The organism is Nocardiopsis terrae (genome assembly GCF_014651695.1).
Classification (GTDB): Bacteria; Actinomycetota; Actinomycetes; order Streptosporangiales; family Streptosporangiaceae; genus Nocardiopsis; species Nocardiopsis terrae.
The window spans coordinates 108,804-125,886 of record NZ_BMXJ01000009.1; the positions used below are offsets into that span (position 1 = coordinate 108,804).

Here is a 17,083-nt window from a genome sequence, read left to right on the forward strand (position 1 = left end):
ACCCAGGAGTTCGCCATGCAGCGCTACCTGAACCTGTCCGAGCTGGTGCACGTGCGCTGGCTGGCCACCGAAACCATGCGCCTCCGACGCCCCCGCCGCCCCCGCAGGGCCTCCCGGGTCCGCGCCTTCGCCCCGCTCCCCCGCATCCCCGCACCGCGCCGCCCGCTGGACGCCGCTCCCCTGGAGGTGCTCCACGCGGTCTTGGCCGGACTGCACCGCCTGGGAGTGGCCCGATGAACCACGTCTGCGACATCCGCGAACTGTCCGACACCGACGCGCTGCGCTCCTGGGCCCGCACCCACCACACCGCGATCGGCTACGTGGGCCCCAACGCCGAGGGCTACCCCGTCTACGAAGCCCACCGGGGCCGCATCACCCGCCTGGCCAGGGGCACCACTCGCGACCCCCGCGCCCACCCGCTCGTGTGGCACTCCCCCCGGGAGCGGACCCGGTGACCGCCCGCCCCGGCACCGACCGGATCCTGGACGAACTCATCGCGGGCCGCTGGATCCTGACCATCGAGGGCACCCCACCCGACACCGAGTACGTGGCCTACCGGCCCATCGGCTGGACCGGCCCCGGCAACTCGCACGAACGCATCGCCGCACCCACCCGGCCCCGCCTCCTGGCCGCACTCATCGACCGACACAGGAACGGAGAAACCCCCGTGGCCCACACACCCGCACCCCAGCCCACCGCATCCGAGCCCACCGCACCCAGGACCGGCCCGGACCGGCCACTCACCCCCAGCGAGCGCCGACACGACCAGGTCATGGCCCGGTACGGCCGCTACCAGGACCAGATCGCCTCGCAGGAGCGAGCACAGGGCCGGGCAGGCGACACCCGTGGCTGAGCCCCGACCCGCGGACGCCCTGCTGACCTCCGTCGAGGTCGCGGCCCTGTTCCGGGTGGACCCCCAGACCGTCTCCCGGTGGGCCGCAGCGGGCAAGCTCACCTCGCTGCGCACCCCGGGCGGACACCGCCGCTACCACGCAACCCAGGTCCGCGCCCTACTGACCGAGGCCACCTCACCCCTCACCTGAGCCGGTGTCCGCGCTTGCACAGCATGAAGCGCGGACACTGCGCGTTGTCAGGACCACGACCGACCAAAACCCTCGAAGACGCAGGAGAGCACGATGGCAGCGGCCCTCGCCCGCCCCGACACCACTCGCCCAGCCCCGAAGCCCCACACGCCCGCCGCCCCTCAGCCGCCCACCGCCGCCGCGTGCGGAGCCTGCAACGGGCAGGGCGGAACGTGGGTCACCTCCGACGGGTCCTCCCCCGGCAAGAACATCTCCCGCTGGGTGGCCTGCACCGCGTGCAACGGGACGGGGGCCACATGAGCGGGCACACCGTGGGCATGGACCACGTTCCCCTCGCCCAGGCCCTCGCCGCCCGGCTCCGCTCCCAGGGCACCCCCGAACACATCGCCCGCCTGTTCGCGCAGGTGCCGAGGCACCGGTTCCTGCCCGACACCGTGTGGGGCGAGGACCGCACCCGCTACGACCGCGCCGCCGACCCCGCCGAGTGGATGCGTGTCGCCTACACCGACCAGGCGCTCACCACCCAGCGCGACGACGGCGCCCCCGGCGGCATGGGGGTGCCCACCTCCTCCTCCAGCGCCCCCTCGGTGATGGCGAGGATGCTGGCCGCCGCCGGAATCGAGTCCGCACACCGGGTCCTGGAGATCGGCACCGGTACCGGCTACAACGCGGCTCTGCTGTCACAGCTGCTCGGGTCCGGCTCGGTGGCCACGGTCGAGATCGACCCGGAACTGGCCGGCGCTGCCCGCGCCGCCCTGTCCGCCGCCGGGTTCCACCCCGACGTCCGCACCGGGGACGGCGAGCGGACCGGCGGGCTGCCCTCCTACGATCGTCTGATCGCCACCTGCACGGTCTCCGAGGTTCCGGCGGCGTGGCTGCGGCATATGCGGGGGCGGGGCCGGATCGTGACCCCGTGGGCCCCGACGCCGGGGTTGCCGGGCGGGGTACTCGCCGTCCTGGACGCGACCCGCAACCATGCCCAGGGCCGCTTCGAAGGCGGACTGAGCTTCATGTGGGCGCGCGGGCAGCGCCGTCCGGGCCGGTCCGCTCCGGGGCCGGAGGCCGTGGCCGATTCCACCGAACAGGTGCCCGGCGACCCGCGCGAGCCGTGGCTCGACGGGGAACGGGCGCTCCTGCTGTCCCTGCTGATGCCGGGCTGGTCCTACGGGCTGCGCATGGGGGAGGACGCCACCGACCCGTGTGTGTGGCTGGCCTCGACCACCTGCTCCTCCTGGGCGCGGTTGCACGCGGACGGCAGGGTCGAACAGGGCGGGACGCGCGCCCTGTTCGAGGAGGCCGACCGGGCCTGGCGGATCTGGGAGGGCTGGAACCGCCCGGCCGTGTCCGACTTCGGGCTGACCGTCGACCCGGACCGGCAGACGCAGACGGTGTGGGTACACGGCCCCCGGCACTCCCTCTGGTCCGTTCGCGGGTAGGCCCGCACCGGTCTCGGTACGGGGTCACGGGGGTGGTGGGAACGGGGATTTCCAGGTGGAGGGCGGGCCCTCCCGCGGGGGACCGGAACGGACGTGACCCTCTCGCGTCCGCACCGGCAGGACGACCCGAACTCCGCCGACGCCCCCGGCGGGCGACCGGACGACCGCGGCGAAAGCGTCTCCCACTCACGGGACGACAACGAGGTCACCGTCACCACGGAGAGCGGGAACGTGCGGGTCCGCAAGGACGACGAAGGCACCGTGGTCACCACACCCGAGGGTGTGACGGTGAGCCGGACCAACGACCCGGACGGCACCAACACGGTCAGGGCCGGAGATGAAGACCTGACGCTCACCTTCGCCCCTCAGCAGGACAGCTCAGAGACCTCCGGGGCGAGCGGCAGTGCTCCCCCCGCACCCATCACCACCGCCACGATCCACGCGGAGGGCGGCGGAAGCGTCGTCACCAGCAACAGCCGCCAGGCAGACGTCCGCGCGGACGGTTACGACGTCTCCGGCGGGTTCGGATGGCACCGGGTGAGCCACACCGACGGAACGGTGATCAACGCCGCGAGTGTCCACGGTTCGGTCGACAACCACACGACCGGAGGAAGCGACTCCCAGGTAGGCATCACCAGCCCTGACGGGAGTACCCCGCTCGCCCGGGACGTGGACGGAAACACGGTGGTGTCCCCGCAGGGGCTGCCTCCCGTCCAGCTGGACGGCACCGTCGGAGGGCAGGTCAGAGCTCAGGACGGCGACGGCATGAGACTCATCGCCGGGATCGTCACCCACAAGCACGAAGAGATCAGTGCGCGCGGTGGTCGCCCACACCTTCGGTGACCGGCACCCGCTACTGGCTGATGATCAGCTGCAACAGCCCCGTCTCGGCCGAGGCGGACGCGGTGCTGGACCTGTTCGACGCCATCACCGGCACTCTGCGCATCTGGTCGAGGTAGCCTGCTCGGCCGGGCCTGTGGGATCCCCTACTCGAGCTTCTCCCGCTCGTGCCTGATCTTGCGGTGGAGCTCGTAGGACCCCCCGATCGCGAAGGCGGTCAGGACGACCACGAGCAGGGTCAGCATCACCGGGCCGCTGTACTCCGGGATCGTGATCTCCTCCTGGGCGAAGACCAGGGCACCCCCGCTCACATCGACCCCTCAGGGCTCACGACCTGCTGCTTGCCCTGACGCTTGCGGACCTTCGCCCGCACCGCACCGACCAGGCCGAGGAGCACGGTCCCGATCAGGCCGCCCAGGGCCAGGCCCCTGCCCCCGGTCATCGGGAACCCGACGCCCTCCTCGTCGTCGCCGCGGACCATCGCGGCGACCATCGCGTCGTACTCCTCGACGAAGGTGTCCTGCTGGATGAGGCGGACCGACTCCGTCAGCAGTTCGGGGCGGGACAGCTCGACCCCCTCCTGCTCCGCCTGCCACGAGGCCAGCCGGATGCTCTCCTGGGAGTTCCCCTCTGCCCCGGCCACACCGGAACCGTGGCCCATGTAGTAGTAGGCTCCGTCGATTCCGGTCTCGTCCGCGATCAGGCCGGGGGCGCTGGACGTTCCCGACTCCACCTCGGCGAGCACCACGTAGACGGCGTTGGGGCCGCCCTCGACGTGGGACCGGATCTCCTCCACCACGTCCTCGCCCAGGGCCTGCGCCATGTGGTCGTCCACGTACACGGGGTCCTCGATCAGGGCCTCGGCGATCTCCGAAATCTCGGTCGCCTCGCGCTCGGTGGTCTGGGCCGAGGCGCTCGCCCCCCACAGCAGCGAGGTGGAGAACACGCTCACGGTGACGAACAGGGACAGAGCACGGTCTCTCACAGGGACACTCTTCTCTCGAATACAGGTCAGCCGGGCAGCGGGACGCGGATCTGCTGGATGCGGCCGTCCGCCATGTGCAGATAGGCGGTGCCCGGGGTCAACCGGGGCGAGGGCACCCCCTTGGGCAACCGGATGCCCAGTACCTCTCCATCGGCCTGGGACTGCGGGGACAGCAGTGCACCCATGCGGTTGCGCTTGAGGGTGACGTGCCAGCCGTTGAATCCGCCCTGGAGCGCCTCGTTGCCGCCGGCCGCGATGATCGCCCACCCCGGCCCGACCATGCCGCGCGCGATCCGTGTGAACTCCTTACCGAGATCGCTGCTGAGGAGGAGTTCGGCGTCATCGACCACCACTACGGCGGTCTCACCCTCCATCTTCCCGAGCGCTTCGTGCAGCTCCGACAGTTTCGGCTCACCGGAGTCAAGGTAGGCGGGAACCGAGGCGTGGTCTCTGAGGGACGACAAGGGGGAGGCTCGGGGGGCCACCACCAGTAGTTCGCTCCCACCTATGATCAGACTCTGCGCCATGGTCAACAGCATGCTGGACCGGCCTGACTTGGGCGGACCGCTGACCAGGAAAGTCGGGGTGGCCGCCAGGTCGGTACCCACAGCGGTCAGCTCGTTGCCGCCCACGCCCAGCAGGGCCCACATGGGACGCAGCGGCCCCTTCAGGTAGGGCTCGGTGTCCTGGAGGGTGAGGAGTTCGGGGAGCACGTCCACCCGGAACGGAGCGGGTTCGGCCCCCTCCGGGAAGCGGCGACGGGTGAACGCGGCCAACGATTCCAGTTCCGCCGCTTGCGCGGCACCCGAGACGTCCTCCGTCAGCAGGGCGAACTGCGCCTCGGTGGAGTCACCGCTCTGGAAGGCCCGCCCGTTGGGGATCTCCTCGGGCAGGTCCCGGGCGCGGAGCCCGGCCGCGCTGTAGTCGCCCTGGTCGTTGCAGCGGAGCACCATCCTGTTCTCAGTGGTCGAGGAGTACTTGCTGCGGGTGAGAATCCGGTCGCCGGTGATGACGAAGTGGATTCCCACACCCGCCCCGTCCCGCATCAGCGTGACAGCCTCCGCCACCAGGGCCCCGTAGTTGTACTCCCCGAATGCCTGTTCGAAGACCTCCCAGCGGTCGCAGAACACGACGATGTGCGCGGGACGCTCTCCTCCTTGCTGCTTGGAGCGCAGTTCCTCCAGGTCCGCACAGCCCTGAGCGGCGAGGAGTTTCTGGCGCCGCTCCAACTCCGCCACGAGCAGCCCCATGAGCCGGACGACCCGCTCCTGCTGGGTTCGGCCCACCACCGCACCGCAGTGCGGGAACGCCTCCAGGGGAAGCAGGGCGCCGTTCCCACAGTCAATTCCGTACATGTGAACGTCGGCGGGGTGGTGGCCGACCGCCAAGGCCCCCGCGATGGTGCGTAGAGCCTGCGACCGCCCGCTACGTCCGGTACCGATGATGTGCATGTGGGTGAGAGTTCGCAGGTCAACCGTGAGGGGTTCCTGACTCTGTTTGGCGGGGAGGTCGATGAGGCCGACCGGAACCGCTTGGAGACGGCCCCTTTCAGCCGGGGCCATGGGGGCCCTCCGGTTCAGCTGAGGCAGGGTCAGCTGCGTGGGCAGGGCAGGCTTCCAGGGACTGGGCTGATGCTGAGAACTCAACCGCCCGGCAGCCTCTTGGACCGCCTTGACCAGGACCGTCAGGTCGGTGACCTCTACATCGCCCCCGGCAGACTGATCAGCCGTCCCCCCGCTGGGAGCGGGTTTGGCCAGGTCTTCCCAGCGCACCACGTTCACGACCGGGGCCGGCGCGTCGGCGGCGGCGACCACCCTGCGACCGCCGACCCGCCCCGTCTGGAACGGAAGCAGGGAGGCGTGCCCCAGCCTGGCATGGGCCCGGCCCGGGGTGTCGATGCCTATGTGCGCGGACTCGACGGCGTCGATGACGTCCCTGCTCTCTGCGGCGTCGGTCACCCTCAGCGCGATACGCAGGTTGGTGTTGGCTCGGATGTCAGGGGTGATGACACCGCCGGGGCGCTGGGTGGCCAGAACCAGGTGGATTCCGAGCGAACGCCCTCGCTGGGCGATGTTGACCAGGCCCTTGACGAAGTCGGGAAGCTCCCGGGCCAACGAGGCGAACTCGTCGATCACCAGCATCAGCCGGGGCATCTGGGGCAGATCGGGGTTCCGGTCGAGCATCTCGACGTAGTCCTCGATGTCCTTCGCCCCGGCCTCCGCGAGGATGCGCTCACGGCGGTGCAGTTCCGCGCCGAGGGAGACCAGGGCGCGGCTCACCAGGTGGGTATCGAGGTCGGTGACCATACCTACGGTGTGCGGCAGGTCCACACAGTCCTTGAAGGCGCTACCGCCCTTGTAGTCGACCAGGACGAACGACATCGACTCCGGCCGGTTCACCACGGCCAATGCGGCCACCAGGGTCTGGAGCAGCTCGGACTTACCCGATCCGGTGGTTCCCGCGATCAGGGCGTGCGGACCGTCCCGGCGAATGTCCACGGAGAAGGAACCGTCCAGGCCGGCACCCAGAGTCGCGATGGTGCTGCGACCGTTACTGGTCCAGTGCGCGGCGATGGCGTCGCTCGTGGGCGGCTCCAACCCGATGACGTCGAGCAGGCGGGCGCTGCGCGGCAGGCTCGCCCCCTCTTCGGCCACACTGGAGTCGCGGACCGGGGCGAGTGCGCGCCCGAGCTGACGCGCCCATTCCTCTGAGGGAAGGTCCGGTCGAACCTCCTCGACGTTGTCGAACTTGGTACGTCGCAGGCGCAGTTCGTAGTCGGTGAAGCTGACGACCGCCTGGCACTCCTCCGGGAGCAGGCGTTCCTCGTTGTCCAGGCACAGGACGTGGATACCGAAGTCGGGGCCCTCCCGCAGCAGTTGGACCACCCCGGGCAGGGAACGCAGCCGTCGGGCCCCGTCCAGGACCACGACGATGTCGGACTCCTCCTCGGCCGCTCGGCGCGCCGCCTTCCTGCGGGCCTCAAGGACGGCGAGGAGCTCAGCTATGCGCTGAGCGCAAGTGGTGGCGTCCACCCCGATCCGGCTCACCGATACGTTCGGCGTGGAGCTCCGCAGGTGCGGAAGGCGCCCGGTCCACTCCCAGCGGTGGTGCTCCTTGCGGAGCGAGAGTAGGTAGAGTTCCAGCTCCGCTGGGCTGTGTAGAGCCGCGAGCTGGGCCACCATCCACCGTTCCAGCGCCTGGGTACGGGCCCCCCGTCCGGCCACGCCCACCACCCCGTGCTCCTTGATCGAGACGGTGACGGGGACGTCGTACAGGTCCCAGGTGACGTCCTGGCGGTGTTCGTCCTTCGTCGGGTCGGTGAGCACCACCTGTGAGGGCACCGTGCCGGTGCCGACCCTGAGCAGGGTGAAGTCCTCGTCCTCGGGCCTGCGTTCCCAGAGCCGGGACCGCGGCCCCGTGGCGAGGAGCAGGACCCGGGCCGGGTCCGGGCAGTTCGAACGCAACCTGCGCTGTTCGGTGACCAGGGCATCGCGGGCGTCGCCCTCGACCCTCTCGGTCTTCTCATTGAACTCGGTCAGCTGTTTGGTGTACCGGGCGTGGCTCGTGCGGCGCTGGAGCAACTGCATGAAGAGGACCGAGATCGGAGCCAGCAGCCCGATGAGCATGTACTGGGGCCGGCCCATGACCAGGGCCCCGCCCATCGCGAGCAGCAGCGGCATCATGATCATGACCGCGAGCTGGGCGAGCGGCTTGTCCGGGGGCTCGGGGGGAGTAGGCAGACGGAACTTGGTCTTGGTCGGTGCCGGGTGCAGGCGGGGCGGCCGGTTGTAGTCGAGCCCCGTACCGTCCTCGGAGGTCAGTACCGAAGCGTCGGGGCGCTCGTTGGGCCAGGTCTCCAGGATGAGGTCGCCCAGTACGAGCTGGTCTCCGGGCCCCCATTCGTCGTCCGCACGGACGGTCTCGTCCTCGACCGTCACCTCGTCCGGCCCGCCGAACCCCAACAGGGTGACCGTTCCGTTGGGGCGCACCCGTATCCTCACCCAGTTGCCCCCGGTCTCCAACGGCAGGTCGGAGCCGTCGGTGTCGCCGACGGTGTAGTCACCCGGGTCGACCCGGTGCACCCTTCCCGCGGCCTCACCGGACACCACCCGGACCTCGATGACGCCCGGGGGTTCATCGCGCACGTCGACGGGTCCCCCGACCCCCACCACCGCACCGTCGTGCAGGCCCGCCTCCGCCAGAGGCGTGTGCGCCGGGACCACCTGATCCCCCAGGAACAGCGGCACCTGTTCGTCAGGGAAGCGTGGGGCCAGGCGCACCAGCGGGTCGACTACCTCGCTGAGCTGCTGTGCGGTGGCTCCCGGGTCGGCGTCGACAATGACGTCCACGCGGGGGACCGAGGTCAGCACCGGCATGGGCCCGCCTCGCGGATAGGCCGGGCTCAGGGTGAGGAGAAGACGCACAGTCGGGCTTTCCTGTCACAGGCGGGGGTGGTACCGGCCCCCTGGGAGGGCCGGTCGCTCACGGCTCGGTGGCCTCAGCGCAGGCCCTGGCCGAGGCTCTCGTCGGTCTCGGTGAACGTGTCACCCACCTGCTTGACGTACTTGCTGATGCCGTCGAGCCCCTCGTTCACGGAGTCGAAGCCCTCGGCGAACTCTTCGAAGAAGGGCTTGAAGTGGTTCTCGGCGGCCGGGGTGCTGTACCCATCGCTGATCAGGCCGTCCACCTTGCTCTTGATGCTGGTGAGCCGCTCCTGGAACTCCGCGAAGTCGGCGGCGAGGGAGCCGGAGGTCTCTTCGGTCTTGTCACTGTTGACCTGGAACGTGGGCATTGTGCGTCCCTTTCGGTTCGGAGGTTGGGGCTTCCACTCATGAGTACGGACACGGTGGCCCGCGGGGTTCACATTTCCGGAACGGGGGCGCGGTGCCAGAAGCGGGAGGTGCCGGTGATGGCGTCGAACAAGTTGAGGACCTCGCCCTGCTCCCTCACGTTGGGGCTGCTGCAAGCGATCAGGAGGCGGGCACGGCTTCCGGGTACGCGGAAGGCCGTGTACATCACCACCGAACGCAGGGTGACGTCGGGGCTGTACTCGTAGTCGGTGACCCCCTGGGCCCGAGCACAGCTGTCGGCCCCGGAGTCCGGGAGTTCGACGACGGTCTTCTCCAGCCAGGTGCCCTCGCTCTCGGTCGCCCCCGACGAGTGGAGGTGGTCGATCATCTTGAGCGGGTCCATGTCATGCGACTTCGGAGAGGTGAAGCGGAACAGGGCTATGGAGGCCATGAAGGGACCGTCCTCGTACAGCTTCATCACCCCGGCGGCGCTGAGCATCCCGCTGTCGGTGAAGTTCTGGGAGAGCGAGGCCAGTTCGACGAAGAAGTCCTCCACCTGGGCGCTGTCGCCGGGGTTCTGGGCCGCGACGCCGAGGAGGTTGGAGCGTAGCTCGGCGAGCCCGTCGGCCGAGAGGTCGTAGTGCGTCCAGTCCTCCGGTATCCGAATGTCGAACACGACCTCGGTCGTGGTGTTGTCCTCGAACTGGTAGGCCATGTCCCTTTTCCCGTTCAGACCGGTGTGGGCCCGCCACCGTGGCCGGTGTTCCCGGACTCGCTGAGAGAGAGCCCCATGTCCTCGTCCTGGGTCTCGAAGGACTCGATAACGGGGTCGATCGCTTCGGACAGCTCACGCATGTTCTTGGCCATGCGGTCGAAGTGGGCGGAGCTGTCGGTCACGTACTCTCCCGCCACGGAGCACAGTTCAGCGGGTCCGACCCGGCTCGCGTACTCCTCCGCGTTCTCGGTGTGCCTGTCACCGAAGCGACCCTCGATGCTGCTGAAGGCGGACTGGATCTCAGCGAGGACGTCGGTGTCGATCTCGATATCAGCCATGGGGGGCGTCTCCACTGCTCTCGGTCACAAGGGGCGTGGGGCAAAAGCGTACATACGACGCAGGAGGGTCACGATAGCGGAACGTGCCCGGGGCGCGTCAGTCCGCCTCCTGCTGATCCCCGTGGCGGCGGAGGAAGCGGTCCACCCGCCTCTCGAAATCACCGATCTCGTTGATCTGGCTGGTGATGTTTCGATGAACGAAGCGGATCCGATGGCTCTGACTACCCCTCATAAGCCGGATCCTCTCAATCATCTCCGCACCGTAGTCATCAAAACCAGCAACGATTTCCCGCCTCCTCCGGAAGCTCCTGGGCCGCCTCCGCATATAACCCAACCCATGCGCGCGATCCAACTTCACCAACACCTCGGCAACCCAAGGAGACTTCTCCGGAACCAAACGCCTCGCAGACCCATAAATCGCCTTCCAGTTATTCAGAGAACCCGCACCAGGATCACCCACCAACCGCAGAAGAAAATAGAAACCCGCCCCGACCAGACCCATCAGAACATGCGCCCACCACTGAAAACGCATCCCCCCGGAATCATTCACATGAACCATCCAGGGCGGCATCACCTGAGGATTGGCAAAAAGATACAGATAACCGAGCGCAACCAACAACACCAACGCAAAAACGAATGTCCTAGCGAAAAACCTCAACCAGTACACGGAACCCTGCCAATCAAGAAAAACACCCCAGGAGATAGAGGACCCCTTTTCCCTTCACCATCCCCACCCACTCACACCAGATCCTTTTCGACGATCCCGTCCACCTGCACCTCGACCACGCACACCTTTACAGGAGACTCACCCGCCGACAGGCCAGACCACCTCCTGAGCCCCGTGGCGGCGGAGGAAGCGCCCACCCGCCTCTCGAAATCACCGATCTCGTTGATCTGGCCGGTGATGTTTCGATGAACGAAGCGGATCCGACGGCTCTGGCAACCCCCCATAAGCCGGATCCCCTCAATCATCTCCGCACCGCAACCACCAGAACCAGCAACGACCCCCGGAAACCCCTCGGCCACCAGGGCGGCATCAGATAATCATTCTTAAAGAATGTCCAAGAAAGCCAATGCGAGAATTCGGGGAACAAAGATCCCGAGCCGGCAGACGACACCCCGCAGAAGAAGAAAAGACCAGAAAGGGAAAGTCTCTAATTTGCCGCCTCCTCCTCAGCCGTTTCACCCAGATCCGTAGCTATACTCTCGGAGATCTGCGCCTCGATCGTGTGCTCCTCCGGGGATTCGCCCTGCTCCCACAGTTCGACGAGGCGGTTCCGCATTGCCTGGTGCCCGAACTCCGAGGCGAACCTCCACGGGATCTGTCCCGGACCGAACTCCGGAAGGCCCGCCGTTCCGGTGTAGGCCTCGTCTGCGGAGCCCTTCGGGAGAGCGGTGGCAATTTGCGCGAACGCCATTTCGAGACTGGCGTCGGGAGCGATCTCGTCCTCCTCCATACCGAGGACGTGCTCGCTGAATTCCTGCACCACGGGGGTGGCGATGAAGCCACCGGCAACATTCGCAAAGGACTTCACTACCTCCCAACGCATGTTTTCAGCGATCACCCTCAGATCCTCCCTACTGTGGATCCACGGCAAGGAGCTCGGCTTCTTGTCCCCGTGGGTCGCCTCCGCAGGAGTTCGGATCTCACGGAGGCTTCCGTGCTCGTTCAGCCGCAGTGGAGCCTCCGTCCAGGTGCGGTTGTTCACAGTCGTCGCCTGTCCGTGGGAGTCCACACCCACGGTCCAGCTCTCCGGAAGCGGACCGTGGTCCGGGGAGGTGTTGGGACGCCGGATCCGACTCTCCACCGAACCGTCCGTTCCGATTCTGGTGGTGCTGTGCGTCGTCTGGGTCTCCCCGTCAGCGGACCGCGGCCCCATGTCACGGCTCTGGATGTCGATCGTCCCGTTGCCGAACTGCGTGGTGGTGGACGTGTCGCCGTTGGGCCGGTTGTTCACGTGGGTCGGCAGACCGTTGGGCGAGACGTTCACCTGGTGGGCGTTGGACGGGGAGCGGTAGGAGAAGCCTCCGTCGGGGCGCACGGTCGTGCTGACAGTTCCGTCACCGTCCGTCCTTCTGAGCGTGACGCTCTGGTCCGCGAACGTCTCGACCCGCGCCCCGGTGGGGGTGGTGTCCGTCCCGGGCTTCCACTCGCCCTCTCCGATGACCGGCTTCTCGCCCGGCTTCTGCTGGACCACGGTCTTGTCTCCCTCCCTGACCGTGATCGTCCCGTCCGAGCTCCTCTCCACGGTGATCGGGTTCTCATCACCCTTGGCGGGCTCAACCTTCACGGTCGGACCATCGTCCGCCACCGGGTTGCTCCGCACGCTCAGTTCGTCGCTCCTGACGATGGCCGTGCCGTTGTCGAGACAGGTCACCTCCGGCAGCGAATCCCCGGTACGGACGGTGACGTCGCGGCCGCCTTCGGCCCCCGGGCGCTGAGCGACCTCGTAGCCACCGTGGCTGACCGTGCTGGTGTCCGTCCCGGTGTCGCGGGTCATGGTCGGCCCGGTGACCGGACCGCGCGGATCGTCGACCCGGGAGTAGACCTGCTCGACCCTGGTGGTCTCCCCCGTCCGGGTGACCTCGGCCCGGGTGCTGCGCGGCGACCGCCCGCTCCCGGTACCGCTCTCCGTCAGACTCTGGCTGGTGGCACCACCCGCGTCGAACGACTGCTGGCTTCCGTCGTGCGCGACGTTGACCAGAGCGTCGGGGGACCCACCGTGCGTGGTGGTACTCCCGGAGCCGAAGAACGGGTTCCGCTGAATCGTGGTGGTCTCGCCGACCGTGACGTTGGACCGGTTGTTGTTCTGGCTGTGCCGGATACCGTCCGGGCCCGAGACAGTGCTCGTGGAGTCACCCTGTACGGTGACCCTCCCGTCCGGGGTGTGCACGGGCTGACCGCGTCCCCCGCCGTTCACCCGGATCTGCTCGACCGAACCGTCCGGAGCGAAGTCGACGCTCTGGGGCCGCCCGGAGGCGGGGACGACCCGGGTCGTGTGGTCGTTGATCCGGACCGCGGCGTTGCCGTCGGAGCCCCGGACCTCGGCTCCTCCCCGGAACGGAAGATAGCTCGTCCCGTCCCGGACATCGGTGGTGCGGACGTCGCCGCGGACGCCGACCTCCGTGTGGAAGGGACGCCCCCCGTGACTGGAGCGGGCCTGCGCGGACCCGTCCGGACGCGACTCGATCCGGGTGTCCGCTCCGCTGTCAGCCCGGACCACACCGTCGTTGCCCGCCTCCACCCGCCAGGGCGCGTCGGGGCCGTCGGGCTCGACCCGCACCCCGCTGTCGGGGTCCTGACGGATCACGGTATCGCCCGAGACAACCCCGGACGTGCTGTCCGGTGCCAGTCGGGCGCTGCCGCCTTCGGGCGTGTGGGTCACCGTGATCCCGTCGGGAAGCGCGATCTGCCCCTGCCCGTCCGTATGGGAGGCGAGGACGGCACCATCCGGGTCGGTACTGCGGGTCTGACCGTCGCCGTCCGGCCCGACGCGGGTGACGTGTGTACCGTCCTGTGCCTGTCCGCCGCGCTCGGAGGCGGTGACGTTCAAGGAGTCCGGAGAGCTCGCGACGGCCTCACCGCCAGCGACTCTGGCGCTGTACCCGCCAGCGACCACCTCCACCTGGCCGTCCCGGGTCCGGGAGATGGTGACCGACGTACCGTCCGCGTCCTCGGGCGGGCGGATCTGGGTACTGCCGTCCCCGTTCCTGACGAAGGTCCATCCTTCGCTGCGCACCGAGGTACGAGTGCCTCCCGCCGGGTCCGGCTGGGTACTCACCTCCGCCCCACGGCTCTCCAGACGGGTTCCCGCCTCACTGGCGGGGGGATGGTCCGTGGACCCGCCGTCGGGGTCCCGGACCGCGCTGCTGCCGTCCGGGTGAAGCGTGAAGTCCGGGTGGTGAACGGTGCCGTCGGGCTCGACCCGCACGTCTCCCAGGGTGGTCCGCCCATCCGGTGAACTGGTCAGGGTGGTGTCGCCGTGGACGGCGGTGGTACCGGTCTCCGGGGAGATCCCGAAGTCGGTACCGCCGGTGTGCCCGCCGACGTTACCGTTGGTGTCGGCGTTCAGGCGGATGCCGGCCCCGTCTGTCCCGGGCTTGCCGCCGATCTCCACCCGGTCGGTCCCGGCGGTCCCCTGACTTCCGGTGGTCTCGGCGGTGACATGGCGGTTCACCGCGTCGAAACGGTGGCTGCCGTCGGCGCTGCCGACACGGTAGTGGGAGTCACCGAACTGGGTGGAGCGTCCACCGACGGGGTCGTGGACGGTGGTGTTTCCGCCCTCTGCCCCGAGGGTGATGCCGGTACCGCGATCCGTGGTGAGAGTGGTCGGTCGCGAGCCGTCCGGGCGGATGGTCGTGGGCTTGCCCGCATCGTCGGGCCTGTTCACACGGGCGCCCTGGCCGTTGCGGATGTCGGTGCCACCCGACGTGCGCACAGCGGTGACCGCGCCAGCCGCCGCGGCGACGCTGACGGCCTGGTCGCTGGAGCTGAGGCTGAGGTCGGGGAGGCCGTCAGTCGTGGGCAGTTCGATTCCCGGGTCGCCGCCCTGTCTGATCACCACACCACCAGTGTCGTCGCCGACACGCACACCGCCGTCCTCGGAACGCACCGGCACGCTGCCTCCGTCGGAGGTGCCGACCACGGCCTCTCCCGCGTTCGGGAAGGAGACCCGAAGGTCCTCACCCTGGAAGCGGGCCTCGAAGGTCCCGTCGTCGGTCCGGGTGAACCCTATGTCCCCGTACTCACCCCGGCTGCTGGTCCCGCTGTCCGTGACACTGGTGTGTGTGGTGTGGATGGTCTCGACTCGACCGTTGGGGGAGTCCGCGCTCTCCGGGGCGTTCTGGGGCAGACCGTCGCTGGTCTCGATCCGGGTGGTTCCGCTGTTCGGATCGTGAGTGAACTCCGTACCGGTGCCCTCCCGGGGGTTGCCCGTGTTGATGGTCGTGTCCACGACGTTGCCGTCACCGTCGAACCGGGTGGACACGTCGGTCCCGTCCCCGGTGGAGGTCCTGGCTGCCTGGGTGGCGGTACCGGCTCGAGGACCGCCCTCGCCGGCCGGGTCACCCTCACGCTGTGGGGCGGGCCCGTCTCCGTTGCTCTCCCGGGGGGCGACCGGATCGGACGCCGGAGCGGACTCCGTGTCCCCACGGGGCGTCGTTGCCTCAGGACCAGACGAAGCGTCGGCGGGGGCACCCGGCCCCTCGGCAGCGGGCAGGTCGGTAGTGGCGGAGTCCGGCCCCTGAACCGAACCCTGCGCCGGGGCGGGGGTGTCCGAGGCCGGAGCCGAGAAGTCAGCAGCGGGTGTCGGGGGGTCGGCGGTGAACGTGGGTACCGTGTCCCCCCGGTCTCCGGCAGCTGGTGGGTTTCCACCGCCGTCACCGGCCGCACCGAAGTTCGCGCCCTCACCCCCGGAAGCACTGATCGTGGTCGTCACACCGTCGCCGGACGAGAAGGTGCCGCCCCCGTCCCCGCTGAAGTCCGACGTCACACCACCTGCGTCGCCCTGAGCTGCGGCAGGTGAAGAGCTGTCCGGGGCAATGTCGTTGGCCCCCATCGTGGAGCTCGCGGTGTCTCCCGTCGGTGAGGAGATGTTGGTTTCGGTGCCGGTGAGGCTGCCGTCGCCCCCCATGGCGGAGAACGCGTTGTGGTCGTGCATCGCGCCAACAGCACCGCCGGGGGCGCCCGTGGCCGCTCCCATGAGCGCGGACTGCGCCAGGCTCTGCGCGCTGATGTCCTGCCCGGACGCCACCTGGATCGTGACGTCGGCGGCGGTGCTCAGCGTCGCCTCACGTGCCGAACTCAGTCCGATGTCAGCGGCCAGGCTCGCGCCCGAGCTACCGCGCCAGGTTCCCTGGTTGATGGCCGCGCGCGTCGTACTGGCGCTGCTCACCACGTTGCTGATGGTCGTTCCGGCGGTGCTGGCCCGCAGGGAGTTCGCCGCTCCGTTGATCGCGGCACCGGCACGGCCGGAGTTCCGGGCGAGGAAGGAGGCGCCCATCCCCAGCATGGCTCCCCCCTTGATGACCGCGGCACCGGGGATCAGCGAGACGAGGTCCAGGGCGATCATGGTGATCGCCTCCATGTTCCACCCGAGTTTGTCCTTGCGGTGCAGGGAGGTGAGGGTGACGGCCAGCGCGGCCAGCGCCAGGGCGATACCGATCACGGGAACGAAGACGGCGACGATCCCCACCGCGACCATGACGACCGCATAGATGATCGGGTTGTCCTCGGTCCACTCGACGATGTTGTTCCACAGGTCCCAGGCTTTCTCCAAGCCGCCTCTCAGCAGCTCGTTGAGCTCACTGATGACCTCCGTCTCGACGGTGTCGAGCTCGGTGCGGTAGCCCGCCATCTCATCGAAGTAGAGGTCCCTGAGATTCTCCTTCTCCCAGTCGTCCTTGTCCTCGAGCTCGTCATAGGCAGCTTGGGCATTGATCACCAGCTGCTCGGTGGCGGGACGGAGCCTCTCCACGAGCTCGCTCCACTTGTCGAACGCGTCGGCTGCCTGACCGAAGGACTCAGCGGCGTCATCGAGCAGCTTCGGCAGCTGGCCGACGAGATCCTGAAGCGCGTCCACCGTCTCGCCCTTGCCGATATCGCCCGACTTGACGGCTCTCACGTCCTCGGAGGCTTCCTCACAGGCCTCAGCCAGCTGCTGGTAGTGGAAACGGAGCGAGTTTGCCGGGATGAAGGTCCACGGCACCGGGTCCGACTTCTCGCCCACCAGCGTGAACCAGTCCCAATCCCCGGAACGGTCAGTGTCGCTCACGTCGTTTCTCGCTCTCCTTGTCCCGCTGGCTTCCCGGCACGCGCACGGCCGCATACCGCCTCGCGGCCCTCGACCCGTCCGGTATGGAGTACGGCGGTCAAAGCTCTCGAGTTCAATGAAAAACATGGCACGGCCATCGAGGCCGGATGAACCCTGGCAAACT

Annotated in this window: 15 protein-coding genes; 6 read left to right on the plus strand and 9 right to left on the minus strand. The window is 68.7% G+C overall.

What is annotated here, in order from left to right; translation table 11 throughout:
- Positions 1–15: 15 nt before the first annotated feature.
- The 6 genes from IE195_RS23765 (at position 16) to IE195_RS23790 (ending at position 3,322) form a co-directional block, all read left to right on the plus strand.
- Positions 16–237: a hypothetical protein gene (locus tag IE195_RS23765; RefSeq protein ID WP_191275461.1), complete on the plus strand. Its 222-nt coding sequence runs from the start codon at positions 16–18 to the stop codon at positions 235–237.
- A complete protein-coding gene (locus IE195_RS23770; RefSeq protein WP_191275463.1) occupies positions 234–455 on the plus strand; it encodes a hypothetical protein in 222 nt (73 codons plus the stop codon). The genes IE195_RS23765 and IE195_RS23770 overlap by 4 nt, the downstream gene beginning before the upstream one ends.
- Positions 452–853 (plus strand): hypothetical protein, encoded by a 402-nt coding sequence (locus tag IE195_RS23775; RefSeq protein ID WP_191275465.1) that lies wholly within the window; start codon positions 452–454, stop codon positions 851–853. The genes IE195_RS23770 and IE195_RS23775 overlap by 4 nt, the downstream gene beginning before the upstream one ends.
- On the plus strand, positions 846–1,043 hold the full coding sequence (locus IE195_RS23780; RefSeq protein ID WP_191275467.1) for a BldC family transcriptional regulator: 198 nt from the start codon (positions 846–848) through the stop codon (positions 1,041–1,043). The genes IE195_RS23775 and IE195_RS23780 overlap by 8 nt, the downstream gene beginning before the upstream one ends.
- Before the next feature lie 296 nt (positions 1,044–1,339).
- The gene (locus IE195_RS23785; RefSeq protein ID WP_191275469.1) at positions 1,340–2,479 is read left to right on the plus strand and encodes a methyltransferase domain-containing protein; all 1,140 of its coding nucleotides are present in this window, start codon (positions 1,340–1,342) and stop codon (positions 2,477–2,479) included.
- Positions 2,480–2,572: 93 nt separating this feature from the next.
- Positions 2,573–3,322: a hypothetical protein gene (locus IE195_RS23790; RefSeq protein ID WP_191275471.1), complete on the plus strand. Its 750-nt coding sequence runs from the start codon at positions 2,573–2,575 to the stop codon at positions 3,320–3,322.
- 143 nt (positions 3,323–3,465) lie between these two features.
- On the opposite strand, the gene IE195_RS23795 is transcribed toward IE195_RS23790, so the two are convergent.
- From IE195_RS23795 to IE195_RS23835, 9 genes are all read right to left on the minus strand, one after another.
- Positions 3,466–3,630: a hypothetical protein gene (locus IE195_RS23795; RefSeq protein WP_191275473.1), complete on the minus strand. Its 165-nt coding sequence runs from the start codon at positions 3,628–3,630 to the stop codon at positions 3,466–3,468.
- Positions 3,627–4,304: a hypothetical protein gene (locus IE195_RS23800; RefSeq protein ID WP_191275475.1), complete on the minus strand. Its 678-nt coding sequence runs from the start codon at positions 4,302–4,304 to the stop codon at positions 3,627–3,629. The genes IE195_RS23795 and IE195_RS23800 overlap by 4 nt, the downstream gene beginning before the upstream one ends.
- Before the next feature lie 26 nt (positions 4,305–4,330).
- Positions 4,331–8,680: an FtsK/SpoIIIE domain-containing protein gene (locus IE195_RS23805; RefSeq protein WP_191275477.1), complete on the minus strand. Its 4,350-nt coding sequence runs from the start codon at positions 8,678–8,680 to the stop codon at positions 4,331–4,333.
- Positions 8,681–8,802: 122 nt separating this feature from the next.
- Entirely contained in the window at positions 8,803–9,096 is a 294-nt protein-coding gene (locus tag IE195_RS23810) for a WXG100 family type VII secretion target (RefSeq protein WP_191275479.1), read from the minus strand.
- 68 nt (positions 9,097–9,164) lie between these two features.
- Positions 9,165–9,809, minus strand: a complete 645-nt coding sequence (locus tag IE195_RS23815) for a hypothetical protein (protein WP_191275481.1) — start codon at positions 9,807–9,809, stop codon at positions 9,165–9,167.
- A 14-nt stretch (positions 9,810–9,823) separates the two neighbouring features.
- Positions 9,824–10,147 (minus strand): hypothetical protein, encoded by a 324-nt coding sequence (locus IE195_RS23820; RefSeq protein WP_191275483.1) that lies wholly within the window; start codon positions 10,145–10,147, stop codon positions 9,824–9,826.
- 97 nt (positions 10,148–10,244) lie between these two features.
- Positions 10,245–10,772, minus strand: coding sequence for a hypothetical protein (locus IE195_RS23825; RefSeq protein WP_191275485.1), 528 nt, complete (start codon positions 10,770–10,772; stop codon positions 10,245–10,247).
- A gap of 113 nt (positions 10,773–10,885) precedes the next feature.
- A complete protein-coding gene (locus IE195_RS23830; RefSeq protein WP_191275487.1) occupies positions 10,886–11,119 on the minus strand; it encodes a hypothetical protein in 234 nt (77 codons plus the stop codon).
- Between the two features lie 182 nt (positions 11,120–11,301).
- Positions 11,302–16,920, minus strand: coding sequence for a hypothetical protein (locus tag IE195_RS23835; RefSeq protein ID WP_191275489.1), 5,619 nt, complete (start codon positions 16,918–16,920; stop codon positions 11,302–11,304).
- Between the last annotated feature and the right edge of the window lie 163 nt (positions 16,921–17,083).